The organism is Streptosporangium sp. NPDC050284 (assembly GCF_044459525.1).
In the GTDB taxonomy this organism is placed as follows: Bacteria; Actinomycetota; Actinomycetes; order Streptosporangiales; family Streptosporangiaceae; genus Streptosporangium.
Map to the genome: position 1 here is coordinate 226,330 of NZ_JBITIZ010000004.1, position 19,543 is coordinate 245,872.

The following is a 19,543-nucleotide window of genomic DNA, read 5'->3' on the forward strand; positions in this document are numbered from 1 at the left end:
CAGAAGGAGGACCGGAGATGCCGGAGAGGACAGTGGTCGTCGCCTCAAGCACGGGCCTTCACGCCCGGCCCGCGAAGATCTTCGTGCAGGCCGCGGGCAAGCAGGGGGTGCCCGTCCGCATCCGCGTCGGAGAGGGCAAACCCGTACCGGCCAACAGCATGCTCGCCGTACTGGCACTGGGCGCCACGCACGGCACGGAGGTCACGCTCGAGGCAGAGGGACCGGGAGCCGACGAGGCGCTCGACTCCCTCGCCGAACTGCTCGCCCGTGACCTCGACGCCGAAGAGAACTCCCGTGGCTGAGACGCTCAGTGGCCTGGGCGTGAGCCCGGGCCGGGCCGCCGGACGGGTCTGCCGGATGGCGGGCCCGCCGGAGTTGCCCGCCCCCTCCCCCGTGACCGACGCCGACGCCGAGCTCGGCCTGGCGCTGGACGCGCTGCGGGCCACGGCCGCAGAGCTGGCGGCGCGTGCGGAGAAGGCGCCCGACGCCGACGCGAAGGCGATCCTGGAGGCGCAGTCCTTCATCGCCGACGACCCCGGCCTGCACGAGTCCGTGGAGACGAGCGTCAGGTCGGGCAGGAACGCCGCGCACGCCGTCGACGAGGCCTGCGCCCATCACCGGCGCGCGCTGCTGGAGGCGGGCGGCTACTTCGCCGAACGCGCCGCGGACCTCGACGACATCCGCAACCGGGCCGTGGCGGCGGTGCTGGGCCTGCCCGTCCCCGGGGTGCCCGACCCCGGTCATCCGTTCGTCCTGGTCGCTGGGGATCTCTCCCCCGCCGACACGGTGAACCTGGACCCCGGGTCCGTTCTCGCCCTCGTCACCGAGAAGGGCGGCCCGACGAGCCACACCGCCATCCTCGCCCGCGCCCGCGGCCTGCCCGCCGTGGTCGCCTGCCGGGGAGCCGACGACATCGGCGAGGGGACGTGGATCTCGGTCGACGGCCAGCTGGGCGAGGTGGAGGTCGGCATCGGCGAGGAGGCCGCCACCGCGGTCCAGCGCCGGGCCGAGGACGACCGCCGCAGGAAGGCCACCAGCCGTGGTCCCGGGCGCACCTCCGACGGCCACCCCGTCAAGCTGCTGCTCAACGTCGGCTCGGCGGCCGACCTCACCCCCTCGGGCCACGCTCCTTCCACGGAGGGGGCCGGGGGATTCGACGCCGAGGGGGTGGGGCTGTTCCGCACGGAGTTCCTCTTCCTGGACCGGCGCGAGGAGCCGACCTACGAGGAGCAGGTGGCCGCCTATGCCGCGGTCTTCCGTGCCGCACCCGGCGGCGGGCACGTCGTGGTCCGCACCCTCGACGCGGGCACGGACAAGCCGCTGCCGTTCCTCGGACTGGCCGAGGAGACCAACCCCGCGCTGGGCATCCGGGGACTTCGGGTCTCCCGGGTCAGGCCGGAGGTGCTCGACACCCAGCTCGACGCCATCGCCGAGGCCGCCCGCACGACCGGGGCCGAGGCGTGGGTGATGGCTCCGATGGTGACGACGGTGGCCGAGGCCGCCGACTTCGCCGCGCGGGCACGCGCCCGGGGCATCGCGCGTGTCGGGGCGATGATCGAGGTTCCCGCCGCCGCGCTGCGCGCCGGACGCCTGCTGGAGGAGCTCGACTTCCTGAGCATCGGCACCAACGACCTGAGCCAGTACACCTTCGCCTCCGACCGCCAGCACGGGGAACTCGCCGACCTGCTCGACCCCTGGCAGGCCGCGCTGCTCCAGCTGATCGCCGACTGCGCGGCGGCCGGGCAGGCGGCGGGCAAGCCGGTCGGCGTGTGCGGCGAGGCGGCGGCCGACCCGCTCCTGGCGACGGTCCTGGTCGGGCTGGGGGTCACCAGCCTGTCGATGTCCGCGCCCGGCGTCCCCGCGGTACGGGAGAGTCTCGCCGCCCACTCCCTGGAGCGGTGCCGCGAGAACGCCCGGATCGCCCTGGCCACCGACGATCCGGCGGAGGCCAGGAAGACGATCGCCTCGGGCCGGTGAGATCCCGTCCCGCTCAGGGCCGGGCCACGGCACCGGCAGCGATCCATCTGTTGAGTCCACGCGGATCCCGCTAAGTCCGCGACCCTCTGATCCAACGGCGACCGCATACGTGCGGTCGCCGTTGGCATGCCCCGAAATGCCCATGGGCTGGCTGCATATGATGGATTTGCTCCTGATTTGATGAGTTACCTCCAGGGGGCAATAGGGTTTACGGTCTATGTCCAGGAACGAAAAGAAACGTGACCCTAAGACCGTTCTGTTGCTTCTCGCGCTGAGCATCGTGGTCACGTTCACAGCCGGTGGGGCCACGGTGCTGAGCGGTCGCCTCGACCCTGTTCCCGACAGGCCCGCACCTCTCCCCGACGCCGCCCCGCCCGGCATACCGGTGGTTCCCCAGACGCCGACCCCGCCGCCTCAGCCGCAAGACACGGCCGCGCCCCTGTCACCCGCCAAGGAGCCGCTCCTGCTCGCCAACGGCCGCCAGCAGCCGCTGAGGATGAAGGTGCCCCGGTCGGCCAAAGGCCGCTACGCCGTCGCCCCCGGCGAGGCCGCCCCTCCCAAGGGGAGGAAGGGCAAGGTGGTCCGGTACATCGTGGAGGTCGAGCGCGGCCTGCCGTTCGAGGCGGAGGAGTTCGCCGCCGAGGTGCACCGGATCCTCAACGACCGGCGCGGCTGGGGATACCGGTTCAAGCGGGTGACCCGCGGCCCGGCGAGCATCAGGGTCTCCCTGAGCAGCCCGCGGACGACCGACAGGCGATGCCTGCCGATGCGGACCAACGGCGCGCTCTCCTGCTGGAACGGCGAGCGCGCGGTCATCAACGCGGTCCGCTGGAACAGCGGGGCGCGCGGCTACGGCCGCGACGTGGCCTCCTACCGCGAGTACGTGATCAGCCACGAGGTCGGCCACGGTCTCGGCCACGGCCACGTGTCCTGCCCGGGGCGCGGCCGGCGGGCACCGGTGATGCTCCAGCAGACCAAGTCCCTGCACGGCTGCCGTCCCAACCCCTGGCCGTCCCCCCGACGCTGACCCCCGGCCTCGCCCGCGTAGGGCGAGCACGGCGGGCATCTCGGGCACGGCGATGGGCACCGTAGCGGCGCGGTGTCGTGCCCGTCGCGTCCGGCATCGCGCGGACGACGGATCCCCCACCGGTCCGGCGCGGCGGTCACCCAGCGCCGGATCGGCTCCCCGTACGGCAAAGCGGTCACCGGGAGGGGATTCACCGCCCCCTCCCGGGGCGCCCGGTAGGCATGCGATTGACGCGCTCCCCTGCCTGAAGGCCGGGGATTCAGCCCGCACCGCGCGTTCACGCGGCACCTCTGAGGCTTCCTGCTTCGTCGACCTGAGCCACCGCGAGCGGTGGTCTTACCGGGCCTCCACAGTCGTTTAGCGTCTCCGCCCGTCCGGCGGCGACTCGAACACATTACCGCATCGCCCCTGATCTGACGGCGAAACCGCTCAGGTCAGGGCACGCTCGCACCCTAGCGGGCACTCCCGCGCGGGCCTTCGCCTCCGGCCTGAAGGCCGGAGCACTGGCCCGCATTCCGGATAGCATTGGTGGGCGGGACGTTCGTGCCGCAGCAGCTGGTACGGCCGGGCCTGATCCCGTTCGTGCCCGACACCTTGCCGCTGTCGCCGCGCACCGGAGGTCCCGCACGCCTGGGCGAACTCGCCGGCGGCGTCGGCGGGAAGCCGTAGGAACCCGGCGCCGCGACGGCCCCGCACCCCCGGCCGGGGCCGTCACCTGGCGGAGGAACGCCGGGAGTGGGAGATGCGCCGGGCCTGTCAGGGAGGACGGGGAACATGGGCAGGATCTGCGTGGGCACGGCCTCGTGGACCCACCGCTCACTGCTGGAGTCCGGCTGGTATCCCGAGGACGCCTCCACCCCGGCGAAACGCCTCGCCTACTACGCGACGCGGTTCCCGGTCGTCGAGGTGGACGCCACCTACTACCATCCGCCGTCGCGAAGCACCGTGGAGGCCTGGCGCGACCGCACCCCCGCGGACTTCACCTTCGACGTCAAGGCGTTCTCCATGCTGACCGGGCACCCCACCCGGCCCGCCTCCCTCTACAAGGACCTGCGGGAGAGCCTCGGCGCGCCGCAGGGGCGCAACCTCTACCCGAAAGACGTGCCACCGGAGATCCTGGACGAGGTCTGGCGGCGGTTCCTCGACGCGCTGGGACCGCTGCACGAGGCCGGCAAGCTGGGGGCGGTGCTCTTCCAGTTCCCGCCGTGGTTCCCGATCGGAGAGAGCAACAGGCGCCACATCCTGGAATGCGCCCGGCGCTGCGCACCGATGCGCGTCAGTGTCGAGTTCCGCGACCGCACCTGGATGAGCGAGGAGAACCGCGAGGACACCCTCGCCTTTCTCGCCGGGCACGACCTCGCGTACGTGGGGGTCGACATGCCCCAGGGGTACGCCTCGTCGGTCCCGCCGGTCCTCGCCGCGACCTCCGACCTCGCCGTGGTACGAATGCACGGGCATTCCGACAGGTGGACCAGCAAGAACGTCGACGAGCGCTTCGCGTACCTGTACTCGGAGGAGGAGCTCGCCCGCTGGGCGGCGAGGGTCGAGAAGCTCGCGGAGGGCGCCGAGGTCACCCATGTGCTCTTCAACAACTGCTGCGCGGACAACTCCCAGCGCAACGCCACCCGTTTCCGCGCCCTCGTCGGCGATTCCGGGGACCGTGGGGAGGCCGAAGAGCCGGAGAGCACCGTGAGCCCGGGGACCCCGCGGTGAACCGGGCGGCTCCGGGCGGACCGGACCGTGCGCCGGGCAGGCGGGGCGCAGGCGGTGCCGACGGGCCGGCTGACGAGGAAGACCGCTACCTGACCTGCTGCCTCGCCCTGGCCATGGTGGCCCTGCGCTCCTCCGGGGTGGTGCCTCCCCACACGCCGTACATCTGCTGGGTGTTCAACGCGTACTCCAGGCAACGCCCGCGCACCGGGCACAGGCGGCACACCGCCCTGGCGCGCTCATACTGCTCACGGCCCGGCCCCTCGTAGGACACGGGAAAGAACAGCTCGGGATCCTCGCTGAGGCAGGACGAACGGCGAGACCAGTGGATGATCGGAATGACGTTGCTCTTAACAGGCATGGCGATCCAATTGGGAGTGGGAACGGCTCAGATGTCGGTGTCTCGGATTGAGGATCGCGTGCCCGCTGTAATGGCATTCATACCTTTTAAGCGGAAAAATCGGACCTTCTTGACCGAGGATCTCTCCCTGGCTGAAGGTCCTGGTCGGAGGGCTCCCAGGGCGGATGGATCATCTCCCCGCGCCCGCGGGACAGCGTCCCCGAGCACCGGCTCACCGCCTTTCGCCCCACCGGGCCGGAGTACGGTTCGCTCCGGCCCGGCGGCGGTTCGCTAACGCTCCGCCCGCGCCCGCTCGTTGGGCACGCAGTGGGTCATCTTCATACCCTCCACCTCGCGGGGTCCGTTCTTGCCCAGTCTGGACATCCGCTCACGGTCCTCGTCGCTCAGGTCCTGGCTCGCCAGCGGCTCCAGATGGGAGACGTCGTCGGGGCTGATCCCGAGCCCTTCCCCGACCTTGAGGCCGAGATCGTCCTCGACCATCAGGAAATGCCAGACCATGCGCTCCTGAACCGGGCGCGAGGCCTGGGAGAGCAGGTCGACGAAGTTCCGCACGAGGTCGTCGCGCTCCCACTCCTCCATCAGCAGGTAGCGCTGGCCCGCCTGCGTGTAGTCGTTGGTACGCGGGATGCGCTTGCGGGTCACCCTGCCCGAGATAACCGGGCCCTGCTCGTCGTGGGTGGGGCTCTGCCCCTCCCTGAGCCCCCCGGTGATCGACGGCTCATAGTTGACGTGCGGGTTCTCGCCCTGCCCGTCGACGTGGTAGGTCATCAGGCCGTCGCGCTGATTGGTGCGCACCTCGGCGTTCTTGGCCTGGTTGACCGGCAGCTGCAGGTAGTTGGGACCCACGCGGTAGCGCTGGGTGTCGCTGTAGGAGAACGTACGGCCCACCAGCATCTTGTCGTCGGAGAAGTCGAGCCCGTCGACCAGGACCCCGGTGCCGAAGGAGATCTGCTCGTTCTCGGCGAAATTGTTGGCCACGTTGCGGTTCAGGACCATCCTGCCGACCGGCATGGGCGGGAACTCGTTCTCGGGCCACACCTTGGTGTCGTCCAGCGGGTCGAAGTCCAGCTCGGGGTGGTCGTCGTCGCTCATGATCTGCACCAGCAGCTCCCACTCGGGGAAGTCACCGCGGTTGATCGCCTCGTGCAGGTCCTTGGTGGCGTGCCCGAGCTCCTGCCCCTGGACGACGGCGGCGTCCTCCTCGGTCATGCTGCGCACGCCCTGCTTGGGCATCCAGTGGTACTTGACCAGGTGGGTCTCGCCCTGGGCGTTCACCCACTTGTAGGTGTTAACCCCGAATCCCTGCATATGCCGGTAGTCGGCGGGGATGCCGCGCGGGCTGAACAGGTTGACGATCATGTGCATGCTCTCCGGCGTCTGCGACATGAAGTCGAAGATCCGTCCGGGCTCCTGCCTGAACGTCACCGGGTCCGGCTTGAGCGCGTGGATCACGTCGGGGAACTTGATGGCGTCCCTGATGAAGAAGACCCCCAGGTTGTTGCCGACGAGGTCCCAGTTGCCGTCCTCGGTGTAGAACTTCACCGCGAACCCGCGTGGGTCGCGGGCGGCCTCCGAGGAGTCCCTGCCGCCGATCACCGTGGAGAAGCGCACGGCCACGTCGGTCCGCTTCCCCGCCTCCTGGAAGAGCCTGGCCCTGGTGTAGCGGCTGATCGGCTCGTCGCCGAGCTTGCCGTAGGCCTCGAAGTAGCCGTAGGTGGTCACCCCCCGGGCGTGGACCACCCGCTCGGGGATGCGCTCGCGGTCGAAGTGGCTGATCTTCTCCAGGAACTGGTAGTTCTCCAGCGTGGCCGGGCCCCTCGCGCCGACCGTGCGCTGGTTCTGGTTGTCGTAGACCTGGTGCCCCTGACGGTTGGTCAGGACCGGGCGGTCATCACCCGGCTGGGGGCCCATGCTCGACACATCCGTCATGACAACGTTTCCTTTCCCTGCCGTGGTCGCTTCGGCGTGCCAAGTACATATCGACACATGGGCTCCTTATCCGACATAAGGCGCTTTATAGCGACAAAGGAAAAAATCTTCACGAAAAAGAGCAACGGTTTACGGGGGGCGCGCCCCTGAGCGTCCCCCGGCCGCGCCTACCCTTCCCCGGTCGCGCCGTCGGTCCACAGGTGCCCGAAGCTCATCCGCTTGACCGGCGGCAGGGCGTCGCACAGGCGGAACCAGGCCTTCGCGCCGTGCCGGACGAGAGGACTACCGGAGATCATGAAATTCGCGAACCTCGCGGAGGTACGGACGGCTCCGAAGCCGTACTCACGCATCCGGGCCTCGTAGCCGCCGACGGCCTCCGCGAGGGTGCCCCGGCCCCGCCGGAACGCCACCAGCCTGCTCGACAGCAGTGCGGCGTCACGAAGCGCCGCGTTGGCGCCGAAGCCCATCGCGGGAGTCATGTTGTGGATGGCGTCCCCGAGCAGTGTCACCGCCGTCGTGGGCCACCGGCCGACGGGGACGGAGGTCTTGAACGGCATCAACTGGACGCTGGCCGGGTCGGCCTCGGCGACCAGGCGGCGCAGGGCGGGATGCCAGCCGGAGGTCATCGTCCCGGCCAGGTCCCTGAGCCCGCCGCCGTCGAGGTCCGCGGTCCCGGCCGGGTAGATCCCGCGAGGGGCGACGAAGGCCCACAGCACGTAGTCCTGGAGATCGTCGGCCAGAGCCCTCAGATCGAGCCCGAACCCGGCGAGATCGGTCTCCAGGCCGGCGCCATCCCCTTCCCCGGCGGCCGGTCCGGCTCCGCGGATGGAACCGAGGCCGCTCCCCTGGGCGAGAAGGCTCTCCGCCCTGCGCCTGCCGTTGAAGGCCGCGGTGAACATCGCGCTCCCGCTCGGCGGCAGGATGAGATTGAGCCCCTCGGCGAGGTTCCGTGGCAGCCACTCGCGAACCCGGTCGTCCAGCGGCAGCCTGGCGCCGATCGCGAGCGCGCCGGTGTCGACGCGACGGGCCCCCGGCAGATACTGCCCGCGTACGCGCGAGTTGGCGCCGTCCGCGCCGACCAGCACATCACCGGTGGCCGAGGTGCCGTCGGCGAAGAAGGCGGTGACCCTGCCGTCCGGTCTCGTCTCATAGCGCTGGAACGTCTTACCGTGCTGGACGACGCCCTCCAGACCGGCGAGCAGGAGCCTGCGCAGGGTGGTGCGGCTGACCGCGTACTGGCCGCCGGAGGGGTCGGTGACCCCGCCGGTCATCACGCCCTCCTCCACGAACACGAGCTCGCGCAGCCGGTGGGTGTGGAAGCCGAAGCCGGGGCCGGGGTGACCCGAGGTGGCGAGGAACGCCTCCCACAGCGGGCGTGGCAGGCAGCGGTGCAGCGCCCGGCTGCCGATCTGGTTCATGTGGATGCGGTAGCCCTGCACCCAGTCGGCGGCCTCGCCCGCACGCTCGTAGACCTGGACGTTCACGCCGGAGGGCAGCAGCGCCTGAGCCAGTGCCAGCCCTCCTATGCCGCCTCCGATGACGAGAACGTCGAGTGGTTCGGCGGGCATGTCAGGCTCCTCCTTCGTCTTCGTCGGGGGTGGCGCCGGAGGGCGTCTCCGGGGATCCGCCGGTGGCGCCGAGAAGCCGGGGTAGTTCCTCGAGCAGCGTCTCGTGCCACGCGATCTCCGCCCGCAGGCGGATGAGGGTGTGGTCGAAACCGAGCGGTTCGAGGCCTCGGAGGTGAGGGGTGGCCGCCTCTCTCAGCCGCTGCCAGCTCTGGAGCTCGGCGATGAGCCTGCGATGACGGTCCTCGATGACGGCCCTCAGCTCCCGCTCGCCCATGTCGGCACTGAGCTGAAGAGCGAGGTCCACGGGATCGGGCCGCAGCCGGGTGTCGCGCAGGGCCGCCTCACGCAGCGACTCCAGCTCCAGCACACCGTCCTCGGTGATCGCGTAGACGGTCCGCGCCGGAAGATTGCCCTGCTGCTCGGTGCGCACCGTCTCGATCACGCCCTCGGCCTCCATGCGATGCAGCGCCCCGTACAGGGAGCCGACCTTGATGTCGGTCCACAACTCGGTCCGGTCCGTCTGCGCGCTCTGCCGGATCTGATGACCGTGCATCGGTCCCCGGCGAGCCAGCGCCCCCAGGATGAACAGTCGCGTACTACTCATGCGACTACTCAAACACGAGTAGAGGGCATAGTCAAACATGAGTACTCGTAAATGAGTAGCAGGACGGGAGGGATCCCACACGAGGACGTCCACCGGCTCGCTTCGAACTCGACGTCCCGCCTCACCGGAATACGCCGTCGACATCCGCAACGAACGTGCCCAGACGGTCACTCACCAGGAGAAAGACCCATGCGATCTCTCCATCCGGATACCCACCCGGCTCGCTTCGAACTCGACGGGCGCGTCCGGCCGGAGTCCGCCGGACATCCCCGGGTGGGCCTCCCTAGATCGGCTCGCCCTCGTTCTCGTCGCCCCGATCCGGGCCCGGCGTGCCGGTCCCGCTCTGGCTCGGCGACGGTGACGGCGTGGGCTCGCCGGGCTCGGGTGTCGCCGGGACCGGCGGCGGGGTCGGGACGAACACCGTGGGCGGCAGCGGCCTCGGCAACGGCTCGAAATCGCCTTCCCTGCGCAGCAGAAGCCAGACCATCACGGCCAGCAGCACGAGCAGCACGGTCAGCACGACCCCCGCGATGATCACGGACCGGCGGGTCTCGGTCGGCGGCGGCGCACCCTTGGGCGGCGGGGGCAACGCCGGGGAGCGGTCGCCCACCCAGTGCGGCGCGAAGTCAGGGCCGTGCTGCTCACCGATCAGCGTGCCGCTGACCAGCACCGCTTCGAGGAACCGCTCCGCCCCCGCCCTGTCCGGCTCGTACGGCGTGGCCACCCACGGGGCGCTCCCACCGTCCATCGCCAGCACCTGCGGAACCGCATCGGCCACGGCGGTACGCGTGCGCGTCGCCCAGGCCATCCAGCTCCGTACGCCGGAACGGCTCGCCGTCGCTTCGCGGACCCCTGTGACGAAACGGTCACGGGCCGCCGGGTCGAGCGCCGCCCCCTTGGTCAACACCGCGACCGAGACGGCCCGGCCGTCGGGCGCCAACCCGAGGTAGACCAGACCTGCGGGTCCCACGCGCAGACGGGCCTGCACGACGTAGGGCCCCAACTGGGGCGGGTCACCGTACTGGAGTGGAGTGGCCACGTCTGACATGAAAGCACACCCCGCCGATCACACCACGCCCCACGGGGACCGGGATCGGCTACCGGGCGGGACTCCGAACGGGAACCCGCCGGACCTGCGGTTGGACCCGGTACACGAACCCGCCGGGTCCCGCTGCGGGCTCCCTGCGGGCCCCCTACGAGCACTGTCAGGAAATACGGAGCGAGCCCGTCGTGCGAGCCGCCATTTCATTTGATGGAATACCGACATGACCGTCGCCGAAGAACTGCCGCGCGAGACCGACACCGGATTGCTGCGCGACGCCCTGGCCGAGGTCCGGCGGGTCATCGTCGGGCAGGAACACATGGTGGAGCGGCTGCTCGTGGCACTCCTCGCCCGGGGTCACTGCCTGCTGGAGGGCGTGCCGGGAGTGGCCAAGACCCTGGCGGCCTCGACCCTGGCCACGGTGGTCGGCGGGGAGTTCGCCCGCATCCAGTTCACTCCCGACCTGGTCCCCAGCGACATCGTCGGAACCCGGGTGTACCACCCCTCCCGCGAGGCCTTCGATGTCGAGCTCGGCCCGGTGTTCGTCAACTTCCTGCTCGCCGACGAGATCAACCGGGCCCCGGCGAAGGTGCAGTCGGCGCTGCTGGAGGTCATGGCCGAGCGGCAGGTGACCCTGGCCGGGGAGACCCACCCCCTGCCGAAGCCGTTCATCGTGCTGGCCACCCAGAACCCGATCGAGTCCGAGGGTGTCTATCCCCTCCCCGAGGTCCAGCGCGACCGGTTCCTGTTCAAGGTCCGCGTCAGCCACCCCAGCGCCCACGAGGAGCTGGAGATCCTGCACCGGATGAGCGTGACACCGCCGACCCCCAGAGCGGTGCTCGACCCCGCACGGCTGGCCGCGCTGCAGTCCATGGCCGACCAGGTGTCGGTCCACCAGCTCGTCGCCGACTACGTGGTCCGGCTCGTGATGGCCACCCGCTCCCCCGCCGACTACGGCCTGGCCGAGCTGCAGGAGAACATCGAGATCGGCGTCAGCCCTCGGGCCACCCTCGGCCTGGTCGCCGCTGGGCGCGGCCTGGCACTGCTGCGCGGCCGTGATTACCTGCTCCCCGACGACGTGCGCGATGTGGCGGTGGACGTGATGTCCCACCGGCTGATGCTCACCTTCGACGCCCTGGCCGACGGGATCGACCCCGAGGAGGTGGTCCGCCAGATCCTCGCCGCGGTACCGCCCCCGCTGGTCGTCTGGAACCAGGGCCCCCGATGACCCCCCGGAAAAAGGCCGTAAGGCCACTGGGCCGAGGAAGGCCGTAAGGCCGCCGAGGACTGGACCGAAGAGAGCCGTGAGGCCGCGCCGGGGACTGGACTGAGGAGAGGAAGGTCGTGAGGAACGAGCGACCTTCCTCGACGAGGGAAGGAGCCGGACAAGAGCGGCCGAACCGCGACGCGAAGCGTCGCAAAACAACACGTGAGGCCGCGCCGGGGACTGGACTGAGGAGCGAAGGAGCGAAGCGGATGAGCGACGAGGGAAGGAGCCGGATAGGAGCGGCCGAACCGCGACGCGAAGCGTCGCAAAACAACACAGCGTCGCAAACCAACACAGCCGAGCAGGCGTTGCGGCGGCTGGAGCTCACCATCGTCCGGCGCCTGGACGGGCTGCTGCAGGGGGCACACCAGGGGCTCTTGCCCGGTCCGGGCAGCGAGTTCGGCGACAGCCGGGTCTATGTGCCCGGCGAGGACGACATCCGGCGGATGGACTGGGCGGTGACCGCGCGCACGACCGTCCCGCACGTGCGCGACCTGATCGCCGACCGGGAGCTGGAGACCTGGGCCCTGGCGGACCTGTCGCCCAGCATGGACTTCGGCACCGCCGACATGGAGAAGCGGGATCTGGTCGTGGCCGCCGTCGGGGCGATCGGCTTCCTGTCCGGCCGGATCGGAAACCGCTTCGGCACCTACGTCCTGCACGACGAGTACGTCCACCGGATGCCCGCCAGGAGCGGCCGCCCTGCCCTGTACGGCCTGCTGCACTCGCTGATGGACGCTCCCAGGGGCCGTGCCGTCGCCGACGCCCCGGACCTGGCCGAGGCGATCGACATCCTCGCCTCGGCGCGGCGGCGGCGCGGTCTTCGAGTGATCGTCTCCGACTTCCTCGACCCCGAGCCCACCCTCGATCCCGGCCTGGAGCTGCCCTGGGAACGGCCGATCCGCCGGTTGGCCGCCCACCACCAGGTGCTGGCCGTCGAAGTGATCGACCCTCGCGAGCTGGAGCTGCCACCGGTGGGGCTGGTCAACATGACCGACCCCGAGACGGGCAGGAACCGCCAGATCCAGCTCACCCCCAAGGTCCGGCAGGCGTACGCGGAGGCCGCCGCCGCGCAGCGGATGACCAACCAGATGGCGCTGCGCCGCTGCGGGGTGGCCCACCTGGTGCTGCGCACCGACCGCGACTGGGTGTTCGACATCGCCCAGTTCGTGCTGCGGCAGCGTCGCATGGCACACCTGACCCATCGGCCCCCAAGATCGGGAGCGACACGGTGACCTTCCTCTCTCCGGTCTGGCTGTGGCTGTTCGCCGCGCTGGCGCTGCTCGTGGCCGGCTACGTGGCCGCCCAGTTCGCCCGGCGCCGCTACGCGCTGCGGTTCACCAACCTGCCCCTGCTGGCGCTGGTGTCCCCCGCGGGGCCCGGCTGGCGGCGGCACGTGGCCCCCGCGCTGTTCCTCGTCATGATGAGCCTCCTGATCGTGGGGGCGGCCCGCCCCGCCGACTCGGTGCGCATCCCCCGCGACCGCGCGACGATCATCATCGCGCTGGACGTCTCGCTGTCGATGGAGGCCGGCGACGTCCAGCCGAACCGGATCACCGCGGCCAAGGAGGCCGCCCAGAAGTTCGTCGCCGACCTGCCGGAGCGGTTCAACGTCGGGCTGGTCGCCTTCGCCCGCTCCGCCTCGGTCGTGATCTCACCTACCACCGACCACCAGGCGGTCAGCACCTCCCTCGGCAATCTCAGCACCCGGGCGGGCACCGCGATCGGCGAGGCGGTCTTCAGCTCCCTGGAGTCGCTGCGCTCCTTCGACCAGCAGGCGGTGACCGACCCGCCTCCGGCCGCGATCGTGCTGTTGTCCGACGGCGACAACACCTCGGGCCGCTCGGTGGCGGAGGCGATCGAGACGGCGATGAACTCACGGGTGCCGGTCTCCACGATCGCCTACGGCACCCAGGACGGCACGGTCTCGATCGACGGCCGCGACGTGAACGTGCCGGTGAACAAGGCCACCCTGCAGACCCTGTCGGACGGCACCGGCGGCCGGGCCTACGAGGCGGAGTCGGGCAGCCAGTTGCGGCAGGTGTACGAGCAGATCGGCACCTCGCTGGGCTACCGGACGGTCAACCAGGAGGTCACCCAGTGGTTCGTGGTGGCGGCGATCCTGGCCGGGCTGGTGACCGCCGGGGCGGCCCTGCTGCTGGGGTCGCGGATCCCCTGAGCTCACACGTCGGGGCGGACGTACGGCTGGGGCGGCGTGTGAGGGCGGGCGCTCCCGCCTCCACCGACCGGCTGGGAGCGAAGCGGGTGTACGGGGTGGTCCCGCCGCCTTCGGCGTCGTGGCCGCCCTGAGCCGGTCCCCGCCGTTGGTAACGTTCTACGACGTGGCACATTACTTCGAGGAGCGTCCGGAGACCGCGGGCCGTCCCGGCTCGGTCACGCTCGTGCTCCCCGACCTTCATCTGAAGCTGGAGACCGACAGCGGGGTGTTCTCCGCCGAGCGTGTCGACCAGGGCACCCGGATCCTGCTGGAGAGCGTCCCCCCTCCCCCACCGAGCGGTGACCTGCTCGACCTGGGCTGCGGCTACGGGCCGATCGCGCTGACGATGGCCTCGCGTGCCCCGGAGGCGACGGTCTGGGCGGTGGACGTCAACCGCAGGTCGGTCGAGTTGTGCGCGAGAAACGCCAGGGCCGCCTCCCTTGACAAAGTAAGGTCGATGCATGTCGACGAGGTCCCCCCACAGGTGCGGTTCTCCGCCATCTGGTCCAACCCCGCGATCCGCATCGGCAAGACCGCGATGCACGAGATGCTGACCCGCTGGCTGTCGCGTCTCACCCCCGACGGCGTCGCCCACCTGGTCGTCCAGAAACACCTGGGCTCCGACTCCCTGCAGCGCTGGCTGAACGAGCAGGGCTGGCCCACCGAGCGTGTGGCCTCCCGCTCCTCGTACCGGATCCTCCGGGTGGAGGCGCGCCCGGAGGCGGACCCCGCGCCGTGAGCGGCCGTTCTCCGGCGGGTACCAGGGGCGCTGGGGGTTCCGGCACCGGATGGCACCAGGTGGCGGCTGCGCGGCGTTGAGCGGCGTCGAGGTGGCGAGACGCGACGAGACACGGTCACCGCGGACGGAACGCGGAACGAACCCTGAACGAACCCTGAACGAACGAGGAACGACGAGAAACGGTGAACATCCGATGACGGCGAACCCGCGCAGGCAACTGCGCCCGACCGATGTCAAACGCCTCAACCGCACCTGGCGGAGGAACACCGAGGGGCGACTGGCTCTGATCCTGGAGTCGGTGACCGGCCCGTTCAACATCGGCTCCATCTTCCGCACGGCCGCCGCCTTCGGCGTGGAGCGGATCTGGCTGGCGGGCAACGCCACCCCGCCGACCAACCCCAAGGCGCAGAAGACCGCGTTGGGCACCGACAGGCTGGTGGCCTGGGAGGAGCCGGTCGCTGTCCTGGAGGCCGTACGGGCGGCGAAGGAGGACGGATTCACGGTGGTGGCGGTGGAACTCACCGGCGACGCGGTGCCCCTGTCCGAGGCCAGGCTGGACGGCGACGTGTGCCTGGTGGTGGGCAGCGAGGACCACGGCTGCTCCCCCGCGCTGCTGGAGGCCGCCGACGGCGTCTGCTACATCCCTCAGGTCGGCCGGGTCGGGTCGTTCAACGTCGCGGTGGCGGCGGCGATCGCGATCGCGGAGGCCCGCCGCCAGGAGTGGTCGGGCAAGGTGCCCGCCGAGGAGTAACGGCCCTCGACGGGTGAGGTGCCGCCCGAGGAGCAACCGCCTCGGCCGGTCACGGCGACCTCTTCTCCTCCGTTCCCCGGCCGACGGCCGTGCGCCCGGTGCGGTCGCGCCCGTCGTGCCCGCCACGCCCGTCGTGGCCGTCGTGGCCGTCGTGGCCGTCGTGATCCCCGTCGCCGAGCGGGACCTTCTCGCCGCCGTACACCCTGCTCATCCTGACGCGGAGTTCGCGCAGCGGGTGGTGCTTCCCTCCGCGCGGCGGGGCGCCGTGCCCGTCGCCCTCCTCGGCCGCCCCTTCGAGGATCGGGACCGGCTCCTTGCCTCGGACCTGGGCCTCGATGGATTCGAGGGAGGGGACGTGGACCTCGAAGTACTCACCCGTGGGCCGGCGCTTGATCACACCGGTCTCCACGCCGTGACCGAGGGCGTCGGCGTCGCGACGCTGCAGCCCCAGGCAGATCCGGTAGGTGATGAAGTACGCCAGGGCCGGGCCGAGGAAGACCAGGACCCGGCCAATGTAGATCATCTTGTTCAGCGAGAGGTGGAAGACCGAGGCGATCACGTCGTTGGAGGCCATCAGCCACAGGACGCCGTAGAACGTGACCGCCGACACGCCGATCGAGGTGCGGTGCGGATTGTTGCGTGGACGGTCCACGATGTGGTGCTCGCGGCGGTCTCCGGTGACCCACTGCTCGACGAACGGATAGAGCGCCAGGCCGGTCAGGATGATCCCCAGAGGGAGCAGCGCCGGGATCAGCACGCTCATCGGCAGCGTGAAGCCCAGGAAGTTGATCTCCCAGGAGGGCATCAGGCGCAGCGAGCCGTCCAGGAGCGCCAGGTAGAAGTCGGGCTGGGTACCCGCCGAGATGTCGGACGGCGTGTAGGGGCCGTACAGCCAGACGGGGTTGATCTGGGCGAAGGTGCCCAGCAGCGCGACGACGCCGAAGGTGAACATGAAGTAGGCGCCTGATTTGATCATGAAGGAGGGGTAGGTCGGCGCGCCCACCACGTTGTCGTTGGTGCGGCCCTTGCCCGGCATCTGCGTGTGCTTCAACACCCACGTCAGGATCAGGTGGGCGGTGATGAGTGCCAGCAGTACGGCCGGGATGAGCAGGATGTGGATCGAGTAGAAGCGCGCGATGACGTCCTGGCCGGGATACTCGCCGCCGATGAGGAAGAAGCTGAGCCAGGTGCCCACCACCGGCATCGACTGCGCCACACCGGCGGTGATCCGCAGACCGGCACCGGAGAGCAGGTCGTCGAGCAGGGAGTAGCCGGTCAGGCCCTCGAACAGCGCGAGAGCCAGCAGGGCGACGCCGATCAGCCAGTTCAGCTCGCGCGGCTTGCGGTAGGCGCCGTTGAAGAACACCCGCAGCATGTGGATCATCATGCCGCCGATGAACAGCAGGGCCGCCCAGTGGTGCATCTGCCGCATCAGCAGGCCGCCGCGCACGTCGAAGCTGAGGTCCAGCGAGGAGGCGTACGCCTCGGACATCGTGACGCCTTTGAGCGGCGAGTAGGAGCCGCTGTAGACGACCTCGTTCATGCCGGGCTTGAAGAAGAACGTCAGGAACGTGCCGGTCAGCAGCAGGATGACGAACGAGTAGAGAGCGATCTCGCCCAGCAGGAACGTCCAGTGGTCGGGAAAGATCTTCCGCATGTTCCGCTTGAGGAATGCCGCCGCGCCGAGGCGATCGTCGAGGAACACGCCCACGCGCGCCGGCCGTCCGAGAGTGCTTCCCGTGCTCATGCGCGGCCTCCGTTCTCACAACCGGGGCCTCGACGCCACCTGCCCCCGAAGAATGAAAAACTGGGCGTAACGGCGAGACACACCGTGGGCAACCAGGTGTTTTTCCATCATCCACGGCGATGGGCAGGTCAAGGCAAAGCCCCGCCCCGGGTCAGGTCGGCGCCGCTCGGCCGCTATCACGCCCTCCGTCCCACTCCGCCCATCCCCTCCCGTTCAGGGCCTTGTGATCCAAACGTTCACCTGCCCGCGATGACGTGCCCGGCCCGCAGGGGGCATACTCCTGCACGTGCAACGCCGTTACGCCTTCCTCGACCATCCCGGCCCCCTGCCCTTCGCGCACAGGGGTGGTGCCGCCGAGGGCAGGGAGAACACCTTCCCCGCCTTCGAACGGGCCGTCGAACTCGGTTACACGTATCTGGAGACCGACGCGCACGCCACCTCCGACGGCGTGCTGCTCGCCTTCCACGACCACACCCTGGACCGGGTGACCGACCGCAGGGGCAGGATCGCCGAACTGCCGTACCGGCTGGTGCGCGAGGCGCGGATCGGCGGCGTGGACGAGATCCCGCTGATGGAGGACCTGCTGGGCTCGTGGCCCGAGGCGCGCTTCAACATCGACGTCAAGGAGTCGGCGGCCATCGGGCCGCTCGCCGCCGCGGTCAGGCGGACCGCCTCCCACGACCGGATCTGCCTCACCTCCTTCTCGGAGGAGCGGCTCGCCAGGGCCCGTGCCGCGATCGGCCTTGACGTGTGCTCATCGCTCGGCCCACGCGGCGTGGCGACCCTGCGCGCCGCCGCCTCCACCTCCGGCTACGGCCGCCTGCTCGCCCGCCTGGCCCGCGCCGGGGTGCCGTGCGCGCAGGTGCCGGTCGGCTTCCGCGGCCTGCGGATCACCACGCCCGCCCTGATCCGCACGGTGCACGCGCTCGGCATGCAGATCCACGTGTGGACCGTCAACGACACCGGGGTGATGGAACGCCTGCTCGACCTCGGCGTGGACGGGCTGATGACCGACAACATCTCGGGGCTGCGCGGCGTGCTGGAGTCTCGCGGCCAGTGGTATCCGGGCCGTCTCGCCGCGTAACCCTTATCCCCGCCATCCCCGCCATCCCCTCCATCCCCTCTATCCCCTCTCCTCTCCCCGCCTCCCCCGCCCCCGAAAGACCGAGGACCGCCCATGACCTCAGAACAGGTCGTCGAGGACTCCCCCCAGTCCCGCCGCCGCGAGCAGCGCGGCTGGTACTTCTACGACTGGGCGAACTCCGCCTTCCCGACCACCATCCTGACGGTCTTCCTCGGCCCGTACCTGACGACGATCGCGGAGACCGCCGCCCAGGGACGCCCGTACGTGGACGTGATCGGGTTCGACGTGCGGCCCAGCGCCTACTACTCCTTCGTGGTGGGCTTCGCGGCCATCCTGCAGATCATCCTGATGCCCGTCGTGGGCGCACTGGCCGATCACACCGGCAGGAAGAAGGAGCTCCTCGGTCTCTTCGCCTACCTCGGCGCCGGCGCGACCGTCTGCTTCTGGTTCGTCGCCGACGGACGCTACCTGCTGGGCGGCGCGCTGTTCCTGGTGTCCAGCGTCGCCTTCGCCGCCGCGTTCGTGATCTACAACTCGTTCCTGCCTGAGATCGCCACGGCGGACGAGCGCGACAAGGTCTCCGCCAGGGGATGGGGTTTCGGCTATCTCGGCGGTGGCCTGCTGCTCGCCGTCCACCTGGCCCTGTTCCTCTATCACAAGTCCTTCGGCATCACCGAGGGCGAGGCGGTGCGCATCGCCCTGTCGTCCGCGGGCCTGTGGTGGGGCGGGTTCACGATCATCCCGCTGCTGCGGCTACGCAACCGGCGGGCGCTCCCCTCGGGCGCGGAGAACGTGGGCCAGGTCATGACCGGCAGCTTCCGACAGCTGGGCCGCACGATCAGGGAGCTACGGCGCTACCCGCTCACCCTGGGTTTCCTCGTCGCCTATCTGATCTACAACGACGGCGTGCAGACCGTCATCTCCTTCTCGGCCACCTACGCCGACAAGGAGCTCGGGCTGGACCAGACCGTACGGATCGCGGCGATCCTGATGGTGCAGTTCGTCGCCTTCTTCGGCGCCCTGCTGCTCGGCAGGCTCGCCGCCTCCTACGGGGCCAAGCGGGTCGTGATGGCCGCGCTGATCGCCTGGATCGCCGTGGTGGCCGTGGCCTACTTCCTGCCCAAGGGCGCGGCCCTGCCCTTCTTCGCGCTGGGGTTCGCCATCGCGATCGTGATGGGCGGGACGCAGGCCCTGTCGCGATCGCTGTTCTCCCACGTGATCCCGAAGGGCAAGGAGGCGGAGTACTACAGCCTGTACGAGATCAGCGACAAGGGCTCGACGTTCCTCGGCTCGTTCACCCTCGGCCTGGCGCTCCAGCTGACCGACAGCTATCGCCTGGGAATCATCTCTTTGGTGATCTTCTTCGTGCTCGGCTTCGTGCTGCTCGCCCTCATCAACCTGCCCAAGGCCATCAGAGCGGCCGGAAACCAGGTGCCGGAACGCATCTGAGAACCCCAGAAAAAAGGGTCCTTCGCAGACCGGGTCAAGAACGTGCGATTGGATCACCCTGTCTGTGGGA

The 19,543-nt window shown here is 70.1% G+C and carries 18 protein-coding genes; 12 read left to right on the plus strand and 6 right to left on the minus strand.

From position 1 onward, the window contains the following. Positions 1 to 17 precede the first annotated feature (17 nt). The 5 genes from ACIBH4_RS11990 to ACIBH4_RS12010 all read left to right on the plus strand — a co-directional run bounded on the left by ACIBH4_RS11990 (position 18) and on the right by ACIBH4_RS12010 (position 4,717). Positions 18 to 302 (plus strand): HPr family phosphocarrier protein, encoded by a 285-nt coding sequence (locus ACIBH4_RS11990; protein ID WP_362516059.1) that lies wholly within the window; start codon positions 18 to 20, stop codon positions 300 to 302. Continuing rightward, positions 295 to 1,977, plus strand: a complete 1,683-nt coding sequence (gene ptsP, locus ACIBH4_RS11995) for a phosphoenolpyruvate--protein phosphotransferase (RefSeq protein WP_362516056.1) — start codon at positions 295 to 297, stop codon at positions 1,975 to 1,977. The genes ACIBH4_RS11990 and ptsP overlap by 8 nt, the downstream gene beginning before the upstream one ends. Positions 1,978 to 2,236: 259 nt before the next feature. Next, positions 2,237 to 3,004, plus strand: a complete 768-nt coding sequence (locus tag ACIBH4_RS12000; RefSeq protein ID WP_362516053.1) for a DUF3152 domain-containing protein — start codon at positions 2,237 to 2,239, stop codon at positions 3,002 to 3,004. A gap of 528 nt (positions 3,005 to 3,532) precedes the next feature. Further along, entirely contained in the window at positions 3,533 to 3,673 is a 141-nt protein-coding gene (locus ACIBH4_RS12005) for a hypothetical protein (protein ID WP_362516051.1), read from the plus strand. A gap of 105 nt (positions 3,674 to 3,778) precedes the next feature. Continuing rightward, entirely contained in the window at positions 3,779 to 4,717 is a 939-nt protein-coding gene (locus ACIBH4_RS12010; protein ID WP_362516049.1) for a DUF72 domain-containing protein, read from the plus strand. A gap of 85 nt (positions 4,718 to 4,802) precedes the next feature. Here ACIBH4_RS12010 and ACIBH4_RS12015 read toward each other — a convergent pair whose 3' ends face one another. The 5 genes from ACIBH4_RS12015 to ACIBH4_RS12035 form a co-directional block, all read right to left on the minus strand. Continuing rightward, positions 4,803 to 5,075: a WhiB family transcriptional regulator gene (locus tag ACIBH4_RS12015; RefSeq protein WP_362516047.1), complete on the minus strand. Its 273-nt coding sequence runs from the start codon at positions 5,073 to 5,075 to the stop codon at positions 4,803 to 4,805. A 270-nt stretch (positions 5,076 to 5,345) separates the two neighbouring features. Next, positions 5,346 to 7,004 (minus strand): catalase, encoded by a 1,659-nt coding sequence (locus ACIBH4_RS12020; RefSeq protein WP_362767122.1) that lies wholly within the window; start codon positions 7,002 to 7,004, stop codon positions 5,346 to 5,348. Positions 7,005 to 7,171: 167 nt separating this feature from the next. Continuing rightward, a complete protein-coding gene (locus ACIBH4_RS12025; RefSeq protein WP_362767119.1) occupies positions 7,172 to 8,572 on the minus strand; it encodes an FAD-dependent monooxygenase in 1,401 nt (466 codons plus the stop codon). A 1-nt stretch (position 8,573) separates the two neighbouring features. Further along, positions 8,574 to 9,176, minus strand: coding sequence for a PadR family transcriptional regulator (locus ACIBH4_RS12030; RefSeq protein WP_362516040.1), 603 nt, complete (start codon positions 9,174 to 9,176; stop codon positions 8,574 to 8,576). A gap of 283 nt (positions 9,177 to 9,459) precedes the next feature. Further along, positions 9,460 to 10,224, minus strand: a complete 765-nt coding sequence (locus ACIBH4_RS12035; protein ID WP_362516038.1) for a hypothetical protein — start codon at positions 10,222 to 10,224, stop codon at positions 9,460 to 9,462. A 217-nt stretch (positions 10,225 to 10,441) separates the two neighbouring features. Between ACIBH4_RS12035 and ACIBH4_RS12040 the strand changes: the two genes are divergently transcribed. From ACIBH4_RS12040 to ACIBH4_RS12060, 5 genes are all read left to right on the plus strand, one after another. Further along, positions 10,442 to 11,446, plus strand: a complete 1,005-nt coding sequence (locus ACIBH4_RS12040) for a MoxR family ATPase (protein ID WP_362516036.1) — start codon at positions 10,442 to 10,444, stop codon at positions 11,444 to 11,446. A gap of 248 nt (positions 11,447 to 11,694) precedes the next feature. Further along, complete coding sequence (locus ACIBH4_RS12045) at positions 11,695 to 12,720, plus strand: DUF58 domain-containing protein (protein ID WP_362516034.1); 1,026 nt, start codon at positions 11,695 to 11,697, stop codon at positions 12,718 to 12,720. Then, positions 12,717 to 13,664 carry a VWA domain-containing protein gene (locus ACIBH4_RS12050; RefSeq protein WP_362516032.1) on the plus strand — a complete coding sequence of 316 codons (948 nt, stop codon included), beginning with the start codon at positions 12,717 to 12,719 and terminating at the stop codon, positions 13,662 to 13,664. Before ACIBH4_RS12045 ends, ACIBH4_RS12050 begins: the two co-directional genes overlap by 4 nt. A 163-nt stretch (positions 13,665 to 13,827) precedes the next feature. Next, a complete protein-coding gene (locus ACIBH4_RS12055; RefSeq protein ID WP_362516030.1) occupies positions 13,828 to 14,442 on the plus strand; it encodes a methyltransferase in 615 nt (204 codons plus the stop codon). Positions 14,443 to 14,635: 193 nt separating this feature from the next. After that, positions 14,636 to 15,193, plus strand: coding sequence for a TrmH family RNA methyltransferase (locus tag ACIBH4_RS12060; protein WP_362516028.1), 558 nt, complete (start codon positions 14,636 to 14,638; stop codon positions 15,191 to 15,193). A gap of 49 nt (positions 15,194 to 15,242) precedes the next feature. Here ACIBH4_RS12060 and ACIBH4_RS12065 read toward each other — a convergent pair whose 3' ends face one another. After that, positions 15,243 to 16,940, minus strand: a complete 1,698-nt coding sequence (locus tag ACIBH4_RS12065; RefSeq protein WP_362767116.1) for a ubiquinol-cytochrome c reductase cytochrome b subunit — start codon at positions 16,938 to 16,940, stop codon at positions 15,243 to 15,245. A gap of 286 nt (positions 16,941 to 17,226) precedes the next feature. Here ACIBH4_RS12065 and ACIBH4_RS12070 point away from each other — a divergent pair, with 286 nt between their 5' ends. Next, positions 17,227 to 18,024, plus strand: a complete 798-nt coding sequence (locus ACIBH4_RS12070; protein ID WP_362516024.1) for a glycerophosphodiester phosphodiesterase — start codon at positions 17,227 to 17,229, stop codon at positions 18,022 to 18,024. A gap of 93 nt (positions 18,025 to 18,117) precedes the next feature. Continuing rightward, entirely contained in the window at positions 18,118 to 19,473 is a 1,356-nt protein-coding gene (locus ACIBH4_RS12075; RefSeq protein WP_386208101.1) for an MFS transporter, read from the plus strand. The last annotated feature ends 70 nt before the right edge of the window (positions 19,474 to 19,543 follow it).

Bases quoted from the DNA above. Each gene is read 5' to 3' on its own strand.
- ACIBH4_RS12015 (WP_362516047.1), bottom strand. From the start codon at position 5,075: ATGCCTGTTAAGAGCAACGTCATTCCGATCATCCACTGGTCTCGCCGT.
- ACIBH4_RS11990 (WP_362516059.1), top strand. From the start codon at position 18: ATGCCGGAGAGGACAGTGGTCGTCGCCTCAAGCACGGGCCTTCACGCC.
- ACIBH4_RS12060 (WP_362516028.1), top strand. From the start codon at position 14,636: ATGACGGCGAACCCGCGCAGGCAACTGCGCCCGACCGATGTCAAACGC.
- ACIBH4_RS12020 (WP_362767122.1), bottom strand. From the start codon at position 7,004: ATGACGGATGTGTCGAGCATGGGCCCCCAGCCGGGTGATGACCGCCCG.
- ACIBH4_RS12025 (WP_362767119.1), bottom strand. From the start codon at position 8,572: ATGCCCGCCGAACCACTCGACGTTCTCGTCATCGGAGGCGGCATAGGA.
- ACIBH4_RS12030 (WP_362516040.1), bottom strand. From the start codon at position 9,176: ATGAGTAGTACGCGACTGTTCATCCTGGGGGCGCTGGCTCGCCGGGGA.
- ACIBH4_RS12075 (WP_386208101.1), top strand. From the start codon at position 18,118: ATGACCTCAGAACAGGTCGTCGAGGACTCCCCCCAGTCCCGCCGCCGC.
- ACIBH4_RS12010 (WP_362516049.1), top strand. From the start codon at position 3,779: ATGGGCAGGATCTGCGTGGGCACGGCCTCGTGGACCCACCGCTCACTG.
- ACIBH4_RS12040 (WP_362516036.1), top strand. From the start codon at position 10,442: ATGACCGTCGCCGAAGAACTGCCGCGCGAGACCGACACCGGATTGCTG.
- ACIBH4_RS12065 (WP_362767116.1), bottom strand. From the start codon at position 16,940: ATGAGCACGGGAAGCACTCTCGGACGGCCGGCGCGCGTGGGCGTGTTC.
- ACIBH4_RS12045 (WP_362516034.1), top strand. From the start codon at position 11,695: ATGAGCGACGAGGGAAGGAGCCGGATAGGAGCGGCCGAACCGCGACGC.
- ACIBH4_RS12035 (WP_362516038.1), bottom strand. From the start codon at position 10,224: ATGTCAGACGTGGCCACTCCACTCCAGTACGGTGACCCGCCCCAGTTG.